General features: G+C 43.6%; 12 protein-coding genes and 1 pseudogene. 6 read left to right on the top strand and 7 right to left on the bottom strand.

The features are described from left to right. The coding region (locus F6K52_RS19125) for an EF-hand domain-containing protein (protein ID WP_293080965.1) at positions 1–263 on the bottom strand (263 nt) is incomplete at its 3' end. Between the two features lie 995 nt (positions 264–1,258). On the opposite strand from F6K52_RS19125, the gene acsF reads away from it, so the two are divergent. From acsF to F6K52_RS19110, 3 genes are all read left to right on the top strand, one after another. Next, the gene (gene acsF / locus F6K52_RS19120; protein ID WP_293080962.1) at positions 1,259–2,335 is read left to right on the top strand and encodes a magnesium-protoporphyrin IX monomethyl ester (oxidative) cyclase; all 1,077 of its coding nucleotides are present in this window, start codon (positions 1,259–1,261) and stop codon (positions 2,333–2,335) included. Positions 2,336–2,401: 66 nt separating this feature from the next. Beyond that, positions 2,402–2,551, top strand: a complete 150-nt coding sequence (locus tag F6K52_RS19115; protein ID WP_293080959.1) for a hypothetical protein — start codon at positions 2,402–2,404, stop codon at positions 2,549–2,551. Between the two features lie 45 nt (positions 2,552–2,596). After that, positions 2,597–3,406, top strand: coding sequence for a hypothetical protein (locus tag F6K52_RS19110; protein ID WP_293080956.1), 810 nt, complete (start codon positions 2,597–2,599; stop codon positions 3,404–3,406). A gap of 111 nt (positions 3,407–3,517) precedes the next feature. Here F6K52_RS19110 and F6K52_RS19105 read toward each other — a convergent pair whose 3' ends face one another. Beyond that, complete coding sequence (locus F6K52_RS19105) at positions 3,518–3,712, bottom strand: hypothetical protein (RefSeq protein ID WP_293080954.1); 195 nt, start codon at positions 3,710–3,712, stop codon at positions 3,518–3,520. A gap of 330 nt (positions 3,713–4,042) precedes the next feature. Between F6K52_RS19105 and F6K52_RS19100 the strand changes: the two genes are divergently transcribed. Next, the gene (locus F6K52_RS19100; RefSeq protein WP_293080952.1) at positions 4,043–5,494 is read left to right on the top strand and encodes a BCD family MFS transporter; all 1,452 of its coding nucleotides are present in this window, start codon (positions 4,043–4,045) and stop codon (positions 5,492–5,494) included. An 88-nt stretch (positions 5,495–5,582) separates the two neighbouring features. On the opposite strand, the pseudogene F6K52_RS19095 reads toward F6K52_RS19100, so the two are convergent. The 4 genes and pseudogenes from F6K52_RS19095 to F6K52_RS19080 all read right to left on the bottom strand — a co-directional run. Then, a pseudogene (locus tag F6K52_RS19095) lies at positions 5,583–6,203 on the bottom strand (RNA-guided endonuclease TnpB family protein); the annotation flags it as partial. Positions 6,204–6,236: 33 nt separating this feature from the next. Further along, positions 6,237–7,790 carry a reverse transcriptase domain-containing protein gene (locus F6K52_RS19090; RefSeq protein ID WP_293080950.1) on the bottom strand — a complete coding sequence of 518 codons (1,554 nt, stop codon included), beginning with the start codon at positions 7,788–7,790 and terminating at the stop codon, positions 6,237–6,239. Positions 7,791–8,184: 394 nt separating this feature from the next. After that, on the bottom strand, positions 8,185–9,090 hold the full coding sequence (locus F6K52_RS19085; protein WP_293080948.1) for a transposase: 906 nt from the start codon (positions 9,088–9,090) through the stop codon (positions 8,185–8,187). Positions 9,091–9,349: 259 nt separating this feature from the next. After that, positions 9,350–11,014 (bottom strand): tetratricopeptide repeat protein, encoded by a 1,665-nt coding sequence (locus tag F6K52_RS19080; RefSeq protein ID WP_293080944.1) that lies wholly within the window; start codon positions 11,012–11,014, stop codon positions 9,350–9,352. 511 nt (positions 11,015–11,525) lie between these two features. Here F6K52_RS19080 and F6K52_RS19075 point away from each other — a divergent pair. Next, complete coding sequence (locus F6K52_RS19075) at positions 11,526–11,738, top strand: hypothetical protein (protein WP_293080941.1); 213 nt, start codon at positions 11,526–11,528, stop codon at positions 11,736–11,738. Between the two features lie 105 nt (positions 11,739–11,843). Here the strand turns inward: F6K52_RS19075 and F6K52_RS19070 are convergent, their stop codons facing one another. Further along, positions 11,844–13,190 carry a citrate/2-methylcitrate synthase gene (locus F6K52_RS19070; protein ID WP_293080938.1) on the bottom strand — a complete coding sequence of 449 codons (1,347 nt, stop codon included), beginning with the start codon at positions 13,188–13,190 and terminating at the stop codon, positions 11,844–11,846. A gap of 296 nt (positions 13,191–13,486) precedes the next feature. Between F6K52_RS19070 and gntT the strand changes: the two genes are divergently transcribed. Then, the gene (gene gntT / locus F6K52_RS19065) at positions 13,487–14,812 is read left to right on the top strand and encodes a guanitoxin biosynthesis MATE family efflux transporter GntT (protein WP_293080935.1); all 1,326 of its coding nucleotides are present in this window, start codon (positions 13,487–13,489) and stop codon (positions 14,810–14,812) included. The last annotated feature ends 195 nt before the right edge of the window (positions 14,813–15,007 follow it).

Raw genomic sequence — 15,007 nt, 5'->3', positions numbered from 1 at the left:
TCATCTTGGGAAGTGAGGTCTACCTTGTTGACCACCCATTCCGCAAATTCAGGAAATTCGATGGTTCCACTTAAATCGGCATCGGTCTTGATAAAGACCGCTTCTAGTTCTTCATCGGTTGGAGTCATTCCCAGAGACCCCATAGCACTTGCTAACTCTTCTCTAGTTAGAGACCCATTACTATCAGCGTCAAACAAATCAAATACTTCTTTGAATTCATCCCGTTGAGCCGGTGTCAATTGACTTGATTCAATCGCTGTCATAAGTTTTTTTTCCTTTTTTTTTATTGTCAAGTTTTTTCTACTTAATTTAGTAATTTAACTATTACTTATTGACTGGTTATTAAGTAATAGTTAATAGGGTTTAAGTCGCTGAATATTAGTGGGTGACGGCGGAAAGCTCTGTTAAAAGGTGAGCTTTTAAAGTACTCGCTGCCTAACCCAGCTTATCCAAGGATTTAAACTCCGGTATAGCCACATCATTTATATTATTCTCTAGTAGCCAAAATTACCTAAAAAAATTACAAAAAATTAACAATTTATAGATCATTGTATTGTTACGATTAATTGTATTTAGTTAAATTATAATTTTTTTTAGTTAAAAGGGACATAAACAACTATGATACGATTTCCGATTGAAGAGTCATAAATCCTGAGTCAGGATCTGAGAGCTTTTAAGTGAAGGGGATTCATATACTTAGGGCTATCAATCCCCTTCAGCATGGGCAAGGTTTGGATATAAAAAAAAGGGGGAGTCGAAACGGTTCCCCCTTGACAATCCCCATTTTTATGTCAAAACTATAAAGATGATAACGAAAAAGGGAATAACTTGATTGAACAACCTGATTAACTAATTCTTTTAGTTAAGTTATGTAACAGCTTTTGTACTTCAGGTTTCCTTAAGCTTTTAGGTTTGCTTAAGCTTTCAAATTTAAGCTACGGCAGGGGTAAAATGTGATAAAACTTGAAATTACGTTGCAACTCTTAACGTAAATAGGCGGTTGAAATCACCAATACCCTGGTAAACTCATAAAGCAATCTATAGCAATATACTGTGTAAGCATTCAGCTAATGCGCTACGCGCACGCTAGGCGAACAGCTGTCAGCAAGTAGTGTGACCGTAGCCCATGAGCTGATAGCTGATAACTGACCGCTGAATGCTTAGTCATTGGTTTGGGCTTGGGTTGAGTGACCCGGATCTGTCCACACCAGGCCACCGAGAATGGTAAGCAACTATAACAAGCAAGCAAGAGCTTAAGATGGTAGATTCCCTTAAAAAACCTGATTTTGATGAAATCCGACCCGGTGTAAAGGTCCCGGCGAAGGACACGCTCCTAACTCCCCGGTTCTACACTACTGACTTTGAAGCAATGGCGAAGATGGACCTCTCGCCTAATCAGGATGAACTAGAAGCCATCCTGGAAGAGTTTCGAGCGGACTACAATCGTCACCATTTTGTCCGGGATGAGGAGTTTAATCAATCCTGGAACCATATTGATGGGGAAAAACGCCGGTTATTTGTTGAGTTTCTGGAACGTTCCTGTACAGCGGAATTCTCTGGTTTCTTGCTGTATAAGGAATTGGGACGGCGCTTAAAGAATAAAAATCCTGTACTGGCAGAGTGCTTTAACCTGATGTCTCGTGATGAAGCACGTCATGCGGGATTCCTGAACAAGGCTATGTCAGATTTCAATCTACAGCTGGATTTGGGATTCCTGACTAAGAGCAAGAAGTACACCTTCTTTCAGCCGAAATTTATTTTCTACGCTACTTATCTGTCTGAGAAGATTGGCTATTGGCGCTACATTACTATCTATCGCCATTTAGAAGCCAATCCTGAAGACCGAATCTATCCAATTTTCCGGTTCTTTGAAAACTGGTGTCAGGATGAAAACCGTCATGGGGATTTCTTTGATGCGATCATGAGAGCCCAGCCGAATACGCTGAATGATTGGCAGGCTAAGCTTTGGTCGAGATTCTTCTTGCTGTCGGTGTTTGCCACTATGTATCTGAATGATGTTCAGCGGTATGGATTTTATGCCTCCATTGGTTTAGATGCTCGTGAGTATGATAAGCATGTGATTGAGAAGACTAACGACACCTCAGGAAGGGTCTTCCCAGTTATTCTGGATGTAGACCATCCGGAATTTTATGAGCGTCTGGAGATTTGTGTCGAGAATAATGATAAGCTGAGAGCGATCGCTAACTCAAATACGCCTAAGTTCTTGCAACTATTCCAGAAGTTGCCCCTCTACATGTCTAATGCCTGGCAGCTCATAAAATTGTACCTGATTAAGCCCATTGATATGACGGCTAAACATGGTTCTATGATCTAAAGTTTGCTCCGCTAACTGTTAGCTTCGTTTTTGTGGTGATCCTACTTTATGTAGGATCACTTTTTTTTGGATTCCCAACTCCCTGTTCCCTGTTCCCTACTCCCAACTCCCTACTCCCAACTCCCTGCTCCCTATTCCCTGCTCCCAACTCCCTATTCCCTATTACCTCCCTATGCCCTTAGATCCGGAAATGATATAAGAATGACAGAATTTTGATCCGTATAGGTGCGTCAGTTTTGTTAGTGTATTTTTTATTGTTGAGTGTTAAAAAATTTGGGACTTAAGTATCTAAAAACGGGATTATTGGGACTAACGTTTACCTTCACAGTTGCTTACCGAGCTGGGAGTCAAACTGTGCCAGTACCGGACTCGACTACAGACAACCAAGAGGAAACCCAGGGCAATCCCCCTGAGCCTACTCCAGATAAATTACCAGAGTCCCCCCAGTCTGATCCTCCTGGTAATTCAGCAGCCCAGGAGTTGGATTTAAGTCCAGAGGTAATCGAAAGCAGTCCGGTGCTACAGCGTTGGCTAGAGGAGGTGCCGGATGTTTGGCAGGATATTCGCCATCAACCCAGTTTTCGCACTCGGTTGCGGTTGGGTTACTCCCAGTTTCCTTCTAATGGACAAGCAGCAGGGGTGAATGTGGGAGTAGAAGATGTGTTTATTGGTAATTCTGGCTTAACGGTGAGTGGGGATTATCAGGCTTCCTTTAATGGTGAGCGGGAAACCTTTGGGGTAGATTTGCGCTATTACGTGCGGCCCTTAGGGAGTTATTTCAATGTTGCCCCGATGGTGGGTTATCGCAATTTGGAGACTGATGGTTACTCTACCGATGGGGTAAATGTGGGAGCGCGGTTGTTATTGGTTTTGTCTCGCAGTGGTGCCGCTGATATTTCCTTCACTCAGAGTTTTGTGTCTATTGGCAGTAGTGATGAGGTCGGGATAAGCAAGCTTTCCTTTGGTTATGCCCTTACTCCCAATTTGCGGCTTGCTACGGATATTGAGAAACAGAATTCTATCGAAAATAAGGATAGTCGGGTGGGGATTGGGTTGGAATGGATGCCCTGAGATGTTGAGAGGGTTACGAGTAGAGTGGGCATCCTGCCCGCGCGAAGATTGTAACGGGCAAGATGCCCATTCCACAATCAGGAGGTAACGGGCAAGATGCCCATTCCACAATCAGGAGGTAACGGGCAAGATGCCCATTCCACAATCAGGAGGTAACGGGAGTCGGGAATCGGGAATTGGGAATCGGGAATCGGGAGTCGGGAGTCGGGAATTGGGAATCGGGAGTCGGGAATCGGGAGTCGGGAATCGGGAGCGTTCGCCTAGCGTGGCCTTTTGGCCAAGGCCAATCGCATTTATCGAGCCCATCAAGATAACCCATTTACGGATTTGATCTAAGCCGTTTCGCTATAGGATTTAGCTATAACATATCCAAATTGATCATCAAACCCAATGCTAATTTCTCATATACCACTACGCATTAAAGTGTTTGACATTGATACAAGCAGCAAAAGGTGCGACCCGTGGCGAATTTAATTCGCCAACGGAAAGCGCACCTACGCTGTTGTATTCAACTTTTGCCTCTTGCCTCTTGCCTTTTGCCTTGGGCGTAGCGCTATAACACCAAACAATCCTTGGATCTATTTCGTACTTTTCCCGATTCCCTCTCTGTCTCCACACTAAACTGAAACTATACCGATGAAAAGCAGTAATGTAGTAAAGTCTGAGCCTCCCTCCTTAGCAAAGCACCACAGACTTCCCAATATTAATCTATTTACCATGTTCCGGCTTGGTCTATTCCAGATGGGATTAGGGGTCTTGGCAGTGCTCACCCTAGGAGTGCTCAACCGAGTGATGATCGACGAGCTAGGTATTCCAGCCTCAATTACCGGGAGCCTCCTAGCCATTTCGCTGTTTGTTGCCCCAGCCCGGGTATGGTTTGGTCAGCTCTCGGATACTAAACCCGTCTTTGGATATCACCGTACTGGTTACGTCTGGATGGGAAGCGGCTTCTTTATGATAATCCTATCCTTAGCGGTACAAATCACCTGGCAATTGGGCAATCTCGTCGAAGGGGCTGGGGGTTGGACATGGTCAATTCCAGCTTATAGTTGGGTCGCTCTTGGGGCTCTAGTTTTTGCTCTCTACGGTATGGCTGTGGGTATGAGTTCCACTACCTTTTTTACCTTATTAGTGGATATTTCTGATGAAGATAACCGTGGCAAATTAATCGGTATTATCTGGTCAATGATGACTGTGGGTATTGCGATTGGGGGCATCAGCAGCAAAATTTTGCTGAAGGGATTAGATAATGTTGATGCATCCCTGGAAGTATTGCGGTCATCAATTACTGGGCTGTTTTTCTTCGTACCCTTAATGGTGTTCGGGCTAGCGGTATTAGCCACCTTTGGAATCGAGAAAAAATACTCGCGCTATTCTTCCCGTTCTATCCTAGCGAATCGCGACGACCAGATTACCTTGGGCCAATCCCTAAAACTATTAACTGCTAGTCCCCAAACTGGCCTGTTTTTCACCTTTTTGATGATCATGACCATCAGCATATTTCTCCAGGAAGCAGTGCTAGAACCCTATGGGGGAGAGGTCTTTAATATGTCAATTCCTGAAACCTCTCTACTGAACACCTTCTGGGGGATTGGGATGTTGATGAGCTTGAGCGCCACTGGGTTTTTCATAATTCCCAATTTGGGTAAGCGCAAAACCACTGAATTAGGCTGTCTAGCGGTATCTATCTGCTTGATCTTGATTATAATGTCAGGATTTACCGAAAATGCCAAGCTATTCCAGGGAAGCTTACTCTTATTTGGTTTATCTACTGGTATCGCCAGCACAGGAGCTGTCAGTTTGATGTTAGACCTAACCGCAGCAGAAGCGGCTGGCACCTTTGTGGGAGCATGGGGATTAGCCCAAGCCATGTCACGAGGCATAGCAGTAGCCAGCGGTGGGGTGATCCTTGATGTAGGTAGAGCAATTTTTACTAGCCCAGTCTTGGCTTATGGTGTCGTGTTTGCTCTGCAATCCGCAGGGATGATAGTAGCAATTTGGTTCCTGGGTAAAGTGAATTTCAAGGAATTCCAAGATAATGCTAAAGATGCGATCGCTGCTGTGATGGAAGGGGATTTGGATGGTTGAATGTTAGGAGGTTAGGAGGTTGAAGGTTAGGAGGTTGAAGGTTATTAGGTCTGTTGAATGCGATTGGCCTTTGGCCACGCTAAGCGAGTCACGCGAAGCTTCCGCGCTTATGCGATCGCTTTCTTGGTGCGCGTTCCCTATTGAGTTGACACTCCCCGGTCATTAGACGCGGGGATTCTTCACTCAACGATCCAGCTTGCTGCACCTGACCGGAATCAAGAACAGTAGAGGCTAGATCTCCTGAAGCGTTCGGGTCAATGACCCAGGTTCCGGTGTGCCCCACCGTACCCAAGGCTCTCTTAAGGATATTGATTGCAGCGTTGTGATCCCGATCTAGTCTGCAACCACACTTACAGACGTGAGTCCTAGTTGATAATGACTTTTTGACCACTTCGCCGCACTCAGAGCAATTTTGACTTGTGTAGGCAGGATTCACTGCGACCGTAACCCGACCAAATTTAACTCCAAAATGCTCTAACCATTTCCTAAATTGATACCAACCTGCGTCATTAATAGATTTAGCTAGACAGTGATTTTTTACCAGATTTTTTACCCTTAAGTCTTCATAGGCGACCAGGTCGTTAGACCGGATTACGCAACGTGCCAGTCTCTTGGCATGTTCTTCACGTTGCCTACTTATTTTGAGGTGCTGCCTGCCTAATTTATTAACGGCTTTGTTACGGTCGATGCCCGGTATTATCCGGGGCACCTCCGCTCCAGAACCGTGCGTGAAAGTTTCCCCTCACACGGCTCCTGGGTAAACTCGGTCTTTGACCGGCCTTTTGGCTTGCAAAGAGTGTATCTGTTGGTGGCAGCTCTGGTGAACTGCTGATAAGTTCTTCGTTTTCCAGTTGTCGTGGTTTCCATCGACGTGATGAAGGTGTACAGACTCGTCTTCTAAGAACTTCAATCCACAGTGTCCACAGGAATGGTTTTGCCTTTTCAGTGCTTTGGAAGTAGCATCGGAGTAGAGTCTAGAGTTTCTCTTGCTCCAGTAGACTAAGTCACCGTCGTAAGGTGACTTAGTCCCTTTTACGTTTACGTGTTGGTTTTGTTTGTAACCTACTTTTGGGAATGCCTTTTTACATAGTTCGTTGGCCTGGTACCGATTTACTTTCTTTTCCTTTCGGAATTTTCGGTTTGCGGTCCGGTTCATGAACCATAGGCTATCCCTTGGGCTGCTCATGTCACAGCTGTTGTGGTGGTTACGCCATCCGCGAACGATGGGTGCTAATTTCTGTGCTTTTATTTTGGCACCATAATTCGAGTTGTTGACTATGTTTTTAATCTTCTGACGGATTGCTCTGTGATTATCCTCTGAGGGAACGCATGAGAACTTTCCGTCTTTTCTGACGCGGAATCTCCACCCCAGGAAGTTAAATCCATCTGTCGCCCGTGTTAGTTTGGTCTTTTCTTCACTTATTTCCATCCCTCGGTCAGTCAAGAATTTCTTGACTTTTTCCAGTATTGTTGCTGCGTTATCTTTTGGTTTCAGTATAAACACCATATCGTCTGCGTATCGCAGGCTTGTGTGAATATCTTCTATGCCATTTAGAGCCACATTTGCTAATAGGGGGCTTACCACACCGCCTTGGGGTGTTCCTTGCTCTGGGAATTCCGGATTGATGCCCGCTTTTAAGCACCTGAAAATCCCCTGTTTTAGGCACGCGGGGGCTAGCAATCTATCCATTATTGAGCTGTGTGAGATGCGGTCAAAGCATTTCTTAATGTCTAGTTCTATGATTCTTTTATTGATTCCGTTAACGTTTGATTTCAAATGATTGAATAGACGTTTTTGGATATCCTGGGCACATCTGCCCGTTCTAAATCCATAGCTATCTGCACTGAATGTAGCTTCGTGGGCTGGTTCTAATGCAAATTTTGCTAGACATTGCCATGCTCGGTCGGCTAAGGTTGGTATCTTCAACATCCGAGTTTTCCCGTTCTTTTTACGGATTGGTTTTTCTCGTAGTCCGTCATGTTTCCAGTCGTGGCCGTGACGGTTCAATGTTTCAACCAGTTCCATGCGTTCCCTGAAATTGAGTTTTGACTTTCCGTCAATTCCAGCTGTTCTTTTACCCTTGTTTAGTTGTGTGACTTGACGTACAGCTAGGAGCTGTGCAGCACGGGATTTCAATATCAGTTTTTGTAAAGACCTAGCTTTCTTGAGGTCTCCAGCTCGAACCGCTTTGTACACTCTCTTCTGTAGGCGGAATAGGTTTTGTCGGAGTTTCTTCCACTTCTGACCTTTCCAATGTTCACTATGGTTGCCCATGTGTCTAACAATGCTCTCCATTAGTTTGTGTATTCTGAATACCCGTGGGCAGTTGTTAGCCCACATCCTACCCGGCAGTAGGGATTAGGAGTGACATCTCTTACCGTAGGTTCGACCCGCCTACAGACCTGTATTGCTGCCGTTTTTACTTGTTCCATCTGTTAGATTGTTATGACGATTTAGGGCAGTCCAATTTGCCTATTCCTTCCTCGGAGATTACGGTTATCCGCAAGAGAATACCGTGAGGATTAAGGAATCAAGTCTCGCATGTACTAGTCAGATTGCGGCTTTCCAATTAGACACTTTTTCAGGACTTTTACTACTGTTACCCATGTCGTCTCCCTGTTAGCGGCAGTGTGGCACATCTGATTTACCTCTGATTCCGCCCTGTTGCCAGCTTCACTCTGCTAGGATGTCACCTGCTCGGTGTGGCCAGATAAGGAGTCACATATCTCTTAATGGGGTGGGTTTTCACCACCATCCAACAGACAGTTAGAATTTTTGGGATTTTAACCCCGCGATTCCCTGAGTTATACCCCTCCTTTCTCAGGAGGCTCCTACTCAGAACAAGCCGCACCCTACGATTGGATGAGCCTTTCTTTTTTCGGGAAACCCGACGTTGATAAAACTTTAGTCGCTTTTCCCCAGTTCTGTAAAACCTGGGATTGGGTTCAGAGTTTCCGTCAGAATCAGTGTAGAACTCTTTTAACCCTACATCTAACCCAACAGTACTTTTAGATGGTTCTAACTCCTCAATTACGTCAACTGAAACGCAGAACTGGATATAGTACCCATCTGCTCTCTTGACTATCCGAACCCGTTTTATCTGTTTCTTGTCAAAACGCCACAAGTCCCATGTACCTTTCAGTTTAAGCTTCCCGATGCCCTTTTTGTCACTAAATGTGATTGATTTCTTGTCAGGGGATAGCTTCCATCCAGACTGCTTGTACTCAACCGTTCGCGCAGCGTCGGCTACGCCGAATCTACAGTGCTTTTGGAACTTAGGGAATCCTTTCTTTCCTGGTACTTTCTTCTTACAGTTGTCATAGAAGCGAACGTTCGCGTAGCGTGGCCTACGGCCAATCGATGACCATGCTCTTTCTGAGGCAGCCTGACGAGCTGTAGAGTTCAATTCATTAGCAAATGGGAACTGATGAGCAAGCACTTTACTGTATTTACTGAGATCAAATTTATTTGTTCCTTTATTATCCATCCATAGGCGAACGCAGCTATTTCGGATGAACTTTACAGTCCGGATGGCCTCATCTATAGCTGAGTATTGAGACTCTTTGCCTTTGGCTTTAAACTCAAGAATAATCATCGGTTATCGACCTCTACCGCTTCTACTTTATTCTACAACACCTGGAGTAAAATTTCGGATTATTTACAGTTTTTTTTGACGGCGGCTAAAGACCGCTGTTACCCTTCATCCCCGCTCTAAAGAGACGGGGCTGAAGGGCTTTAGGTTTTCTGTAAAAAGTCAGCTCAGATTAATTGTAGGGTGGGCAGTGTGTATCAACCCGATGGCAAGCAAATGAATCGGTGTGATACACTGCTCACCTTAAATCTAAATGATAGATTTACTCAATGGATTTAGGTTGCCGACAACCATTATTGACGCCCACCCAAATACCTTCAGGTATATGCCATTTGTGATTCTTTTTGTTGTTGTTGTAGTCGCAATTAATAACTACATCAACTCCCTTATCTATTCTTAGTAAGTCACCAGAATAAAGCGGTTCATCTTTGGATACAGCAATGGGATCGCTTTTACCACGTAAGAGGATGCTCTCACCCACTCCCTCAGCTTTCTCCACAGTTCCTATCTCCACAGTTTCTAGATGTAATTCATCGGGAATAACTTGATTATTTCCTAGATTTAAGGGAGTTTCTAAGTGCTGTCTAGCTTCCTCAATCCATTGGTCTTCATCTATATTATAAGAGGAGGCATATGCAAGGCAATATATCCAATTTTTCGTAATTCTTTTTTCCGTGTTTTTTTGATATGCTTTGTTTTTTTCAGCTTGTAATACCTTAGCTAGCAAACAGTAAGCTGGTGCCTTTTTATTATCTAACTTAATAGCATCCTTGATATATCGTTTTGCCTCAGCATAGCGCTCTTGTTTTAGCCGAGCCCACCCCAGGTTTTTCCGCAAATTGTATTTCACTTTCTCATCGTCGGTAGACGTATTTTGTTTTATCGAATTCAACCCCAGTTTTTTCAATAATTTGGATATGACTGGAGTAACAGTATTATCAGTATCATTTTCGCTATCAGTATTTAGTTCTATACCTCTTAGTAACAAAGAACTAGCCTTATAATATTTTTCGTCAATAATATACATTCTTCCTAATTTATTATAAGCACGATCAAAGTCATCTTCGACAGCAATTTGGTATTCATCTAAAGCCTTTTCCTTGTCTTGTAGTTTCTCATAAAGTTCTCCTAAGTTATAATGAGGTTCAACGTAGTCAGGATTCAGGAGGAGTGCTCGTTCGTTGCTTGATATGGCGGCAGCAAATTCCGGAGTATTCTTGTTATTGTTATTGTATCCATCACCAATATTTTCATAAACAATAGCAATCTGAGGTAACAACAAACGAACGGTAACAGAAATTAGTAAAAGACTGAAGGCAATGCCACAACTTACTTCTTCCCAAAAATAGTGAGGAATCTTCAAACGGGTAAGAGCACGTTTGATTGACTCCTGTCCAGTTTTTGTGAAAGCGGTTCTACCAGCAAATATTGTCAGGACGCTCTGAGTAGCAGCAACAAAAGCCCCTAAGCTATCTGGTCCACCACTCAGAAAGCGTGAGGCAATGTCTACGGTTAAGCTCAAAGACAATGTGATAAATACAACTGTCAGAATTTTCCATAGCCAATCCAGATAATCCCATCGATGCTTTGGAGGTTCAAGAAACCACCACCAAGCGTCTACGTTAGGATTCAAAATAGAATGCAATTCAGTTAGATCTACTGTGGTAATCTTATTAGTCTCTTGCTTTAATCGGTGATCTAGATCGTTAACCTTAATCAAGCTTCCTGTAGGAATCTGTGATTGATTGGTTAATTCTGCTTGAACTGTATCACGAGCAGTCAAAACTTCTAGAACTGTTTCTTTTGATGGCGAGCTAGTATCTTCAAGTGTAGTAAGTGCATGAGTATAACCTTGAAGAGCAGACACTAACTCTGATATAGCAGAGTTAGTGTTAGGAGTTTCTTCTAGAATAAGCTTACTTGACATCTGATTTCCCTCTAATTTCAGCCTTTCGTTCCACCAACCTTGTCTCAAATTCAGCCATTATCTGAGTGATGGGAATCTTTTCAGATACATTTGGCTTTAATTTTTCCTGCTTGCTCTCAATTCCTTAGGGTTTTATCTGATACTCCGAGGATTTCGCAAGCCCTTCGAGGTCGAAGATACTTCATCAGCAATCGGTAGTGTTCATTGGTTATCTATGTGTTACTACCAGGGTTTGCGAAGGAATTCCAGATACTACCTGAAAATTCTTTTTCTATTGTTTTCAACACAGCCAGGTATAAGCGCGATCGCATCAACCATCACATCAGTCTTTGACCTACCAGTTTGCTCAATCTAGCAGCTATTGAGTTATCGGAAAAGGGTTGGAGAAATTCTAATGGCGATTTGAGGTTTAGTCACAGCATAAATCTAAATTTTTTTCTCTACCATTTGTATGACTAAGTGTTGCTATTGCTGTATTAATTCTTAACATTAGGGTAAATCCCATCTGGAGGTGTTTCTCCAGATTAGCTATAGACATCCCCACCTCGGTAAACCCAGGTGGGGAAGCTTAATTCAACCGGAAAAGGGACTAAAAAAGTCCCTCGATTGGCTAGAAAGATTAATCGTAGGGTGGGCAGTGCTTAGTCAAGCGATGGCAAGGAAAGGAATCGGTGTGATCCACTGCCCACCGACATCAACTAGTCCGTTGGTGGGCAGTGCTTAGTCAAGGGATGGCAAACAAATGAATCGGTGTAATGCACTGCCCACCCTACATTTACTATTAGCAAACAGCAGTTACCCTTTCAACACCCAGTTTATTGGGCAGCCTTTACATGTCAAGGCTTGCGGTAAGAGCAGGGAATAAGGGAATCACTCCTGAACTGCTGGGCTCAACATCATTAAATAATAAATTTGTTTTCCCTACATAAGCTTGATTAGGGAAAACAATAGTAGATTTCTCGGTAGCTAGGCAAATATTAGCGATGTAACCAGCAATACGACTGCAATAGAACATAACTATCATCAGTTGATCAGGAATTCCTAGATTTTTCCATAAAACACCAGAATAAAAATCTACGTTTGGTTTAATCTTATCGAAGTAAGGAATAGTATCTATTTGCTTATGCATTTCCTTAGCAATATGCATGAAGGTATCTCCCTTGCCTTCTTCAACCATTTGGTGGCAGATTTTGCCGAGAATTCTGGCTCTAGGGTCTATTCCTTTGAATTCAATATGTCCTAAGCCAGGGATTTTCTGTTTTTGAGTCAGGGATTGCTGGATATAGTTTCTGATATTGTCTTCTAGGTCTCCATCAGCAGCGGCAATTTCCTGAAACATCTGCAACACCCTGAAATTAGCGCCCCCATGTTTGTCTCCAGACAAGGCGTTTAAGGCAGAGATTAAACTTCTCCACATTCCCGTACCATTGCTAATATTTTGTTTAGCAGCAAATGTTGAAGGACTCAAGCCAGCGTCTGCATGCAACACCATTAGTGTGTCCATCAAAGAGCGTTGCTCATCGGTTACGTTACCGAAACCGCAGATCATTCCGAGGAGATTATTGATATAGTCATAATTTTGTCCATAACAGCCAACGTCTTGGGGCAATACCAAAGGTTGCTGTTTAACATGTTGTACGATCATCCCTACCATAATAGGAGTTATGGCCAGAGCCTTGAAGATTGCTTCCAACTGTTCGCCTTGATTCCGTAAAGGCAAAGAACATTCTCCGGAAAGATAGGATAATCCAGAACTTAGAATAGCGACGGGATTAGCATGGGTAGAAAAGGAAGAGATTACACTCTTGAGTCCCTTAATAATTTTCTGATCCAGAATAGAGTGTTTGGCCAGTTGCTCCCTAAACCATTGTTTTTCCTCTGGGCTGGGGAGATGTGATTCATATAACAAAATAATGGTATCTAAGTAATCGCAATTCTCGACTACTAATTGGATCGGAATCCCCCGGTAGTATAATTCCAGAGCTCCGGCATCTAAATAACTTAGACTGGCTAATTCAGTAGTTGTGTGCCTGAGTTCGGAATCGTAAATTTGATAGCCTGTAGTTTTTGCTACTGTTTTCCCACAGATTAGTGTTTGTCCTGTCTTGGTAAAGTATATGGGAATAGGGTGAGATGAACCATCGGGTAAGATGATAGTGAGATAAGAATGTTCCATGTTTACAATCAGCTGATAATTCTATGGATAAGCTAACTTCCTAGCTATCAAAAAACACCTCAAAATGGCTTCAAGAACCCAAAAATTAGTATGGGTTTATACTAACTTTAAAATTCTTGGTATCAAGAGATACAAATTATGGCTATAACTAGCAACTTTTGTGATTAGCACCCACTCCAATTATAGGGTATTGTAAACAAAAATAAACACGATCAGGCAAAAATTGTTTATGGTGATAATAAACTAAAATTTGATACTCAATAATTTTGGGTAGATATTGGTAATTAACACCCCTTATGTCCAAAGACAATACTGAAACGTTTCATCTGCGCTTTCTGCGATTAGCGACTGTCAATATAGTCTCCAACATCGCGATTCCCTTAGCAGGGTTAGTAGATACGGCATTTTTAGGACACTTAGCAGATATTAACTATTTAGCTGGGGTTGCTCTAGCTACAGTTATTTTCAACTTGGTCTATCGCAACTGTAACTTTCTGCGGATGGGAACTACCGGCCCAACGGCTCAAGCAGAAGGACGCTTTGACCAAGATGGCGTTACGTTAGTACTTCTACGTAATGGTTTAATTGCTTTAACCCTCGGACTACTCATTATCTTGTTACAATACCCCCTTAGAGAGATAGGCTTTACCTTACTCAGCGCTGCACCTGAGGTTAAAGCTGCTGGACAAGATTACTTTAATGCTCGGATTTGGGGAGCGCCTGCAACCCTACTCAACTTGGTCTTAATCGGCTGGTTTCTAGGCCGGGAAAAGAGCAGCAAAGTGTTAGTCTTGTCAGCTATTGGCAATGGAGCGAATATCATACTGGATTACCTGTTGATTATCCGTTGGGGCTGGGCAAGTGCAGGGGCTGGATATGCTACGGCGGCTGGCCAGTATCTAATGTTATTTATGGGGATGATTTTCATAGCTACAGAAAATGGCTATCCTCAAATGCTAGCGCTAGTAGACAGAATTTTCGACCTAGAGGCCATAAAATCGACCTTTAAGTTGAATGGAAATATCTGGATACGCTCTATTGCTGGAACCGTAACCATTGCTGCCTTTACTGATTTGAGTGCTTATTTGGGGACGATGGTGCTAGCTATCAATACTTTACTGTTGCAGGTGATGATTATCACCTTCTACTTTATTGAGGGATTATCCTTTGCTACGGAAAGTATTGCAGGGAACTTTCGCGGTCAAGGCTTGACCAACAAATTTCCTGCTCTGTTGCGCCTATCTGGAGCAAGCAGCCTGGGCATAGGACTAACCATAGCTTCCTTATTTGTATTCCTGCCAGATCCTCTGTTTGGGTTGATGACCAATCATGGGGAGGTAATTGACGAACTTCACCATTATCTTCTCTGGCTACTTCCCTTTCTAGCACTGAGTTCCCTGGCTTTTATGTTAGATGGGTATTTTTTGGGCTTAACTGAAGGAGCTCTGCTTCGCAAAGGTGTTGTAACCGGTAGTCTTGTTGGTTTTCTCCCTGTAGCTGTAGCATCTTGGTGGTTCCACAGTAGTCAAATCTTATGGCTGGCTATGTGTTGTTATATGGGAGTAAGAGCCTTAGCCCTGGGAGTTCAAGTCCCAAAAACCATGAGGTCTGGGAATAGTTAATCCCATAAGTGTTGAATAGGGAAGAGTGTGGGGAGATGGGGAGATGGGGAGATGGGGAGTGTGGGGAGTGTGGGGAGATGGGGAGATGGGGAGATGGGGAGTGTGGGGAGATGGGGAGATGGGGAGAGGGGGAGATGGGGGGGTGGGGGAGAGGGGGAGGAGGGGAGGGAGGGGGAGGGGGGTAGGGGGAGGAGT

Origin of the sequence: Moorena sp. SIO3H5 (assembly GCF_010692395.1) — a bacterium.
GTDB lineage: Bacteria > Cyanobacteriota > Cyanobacteriia > Cyanobacteriales > Coleofasciculaceae > Moorena.
This window is presented reverse-complemented; position numbering and strand designations above follow the sequence as displayed.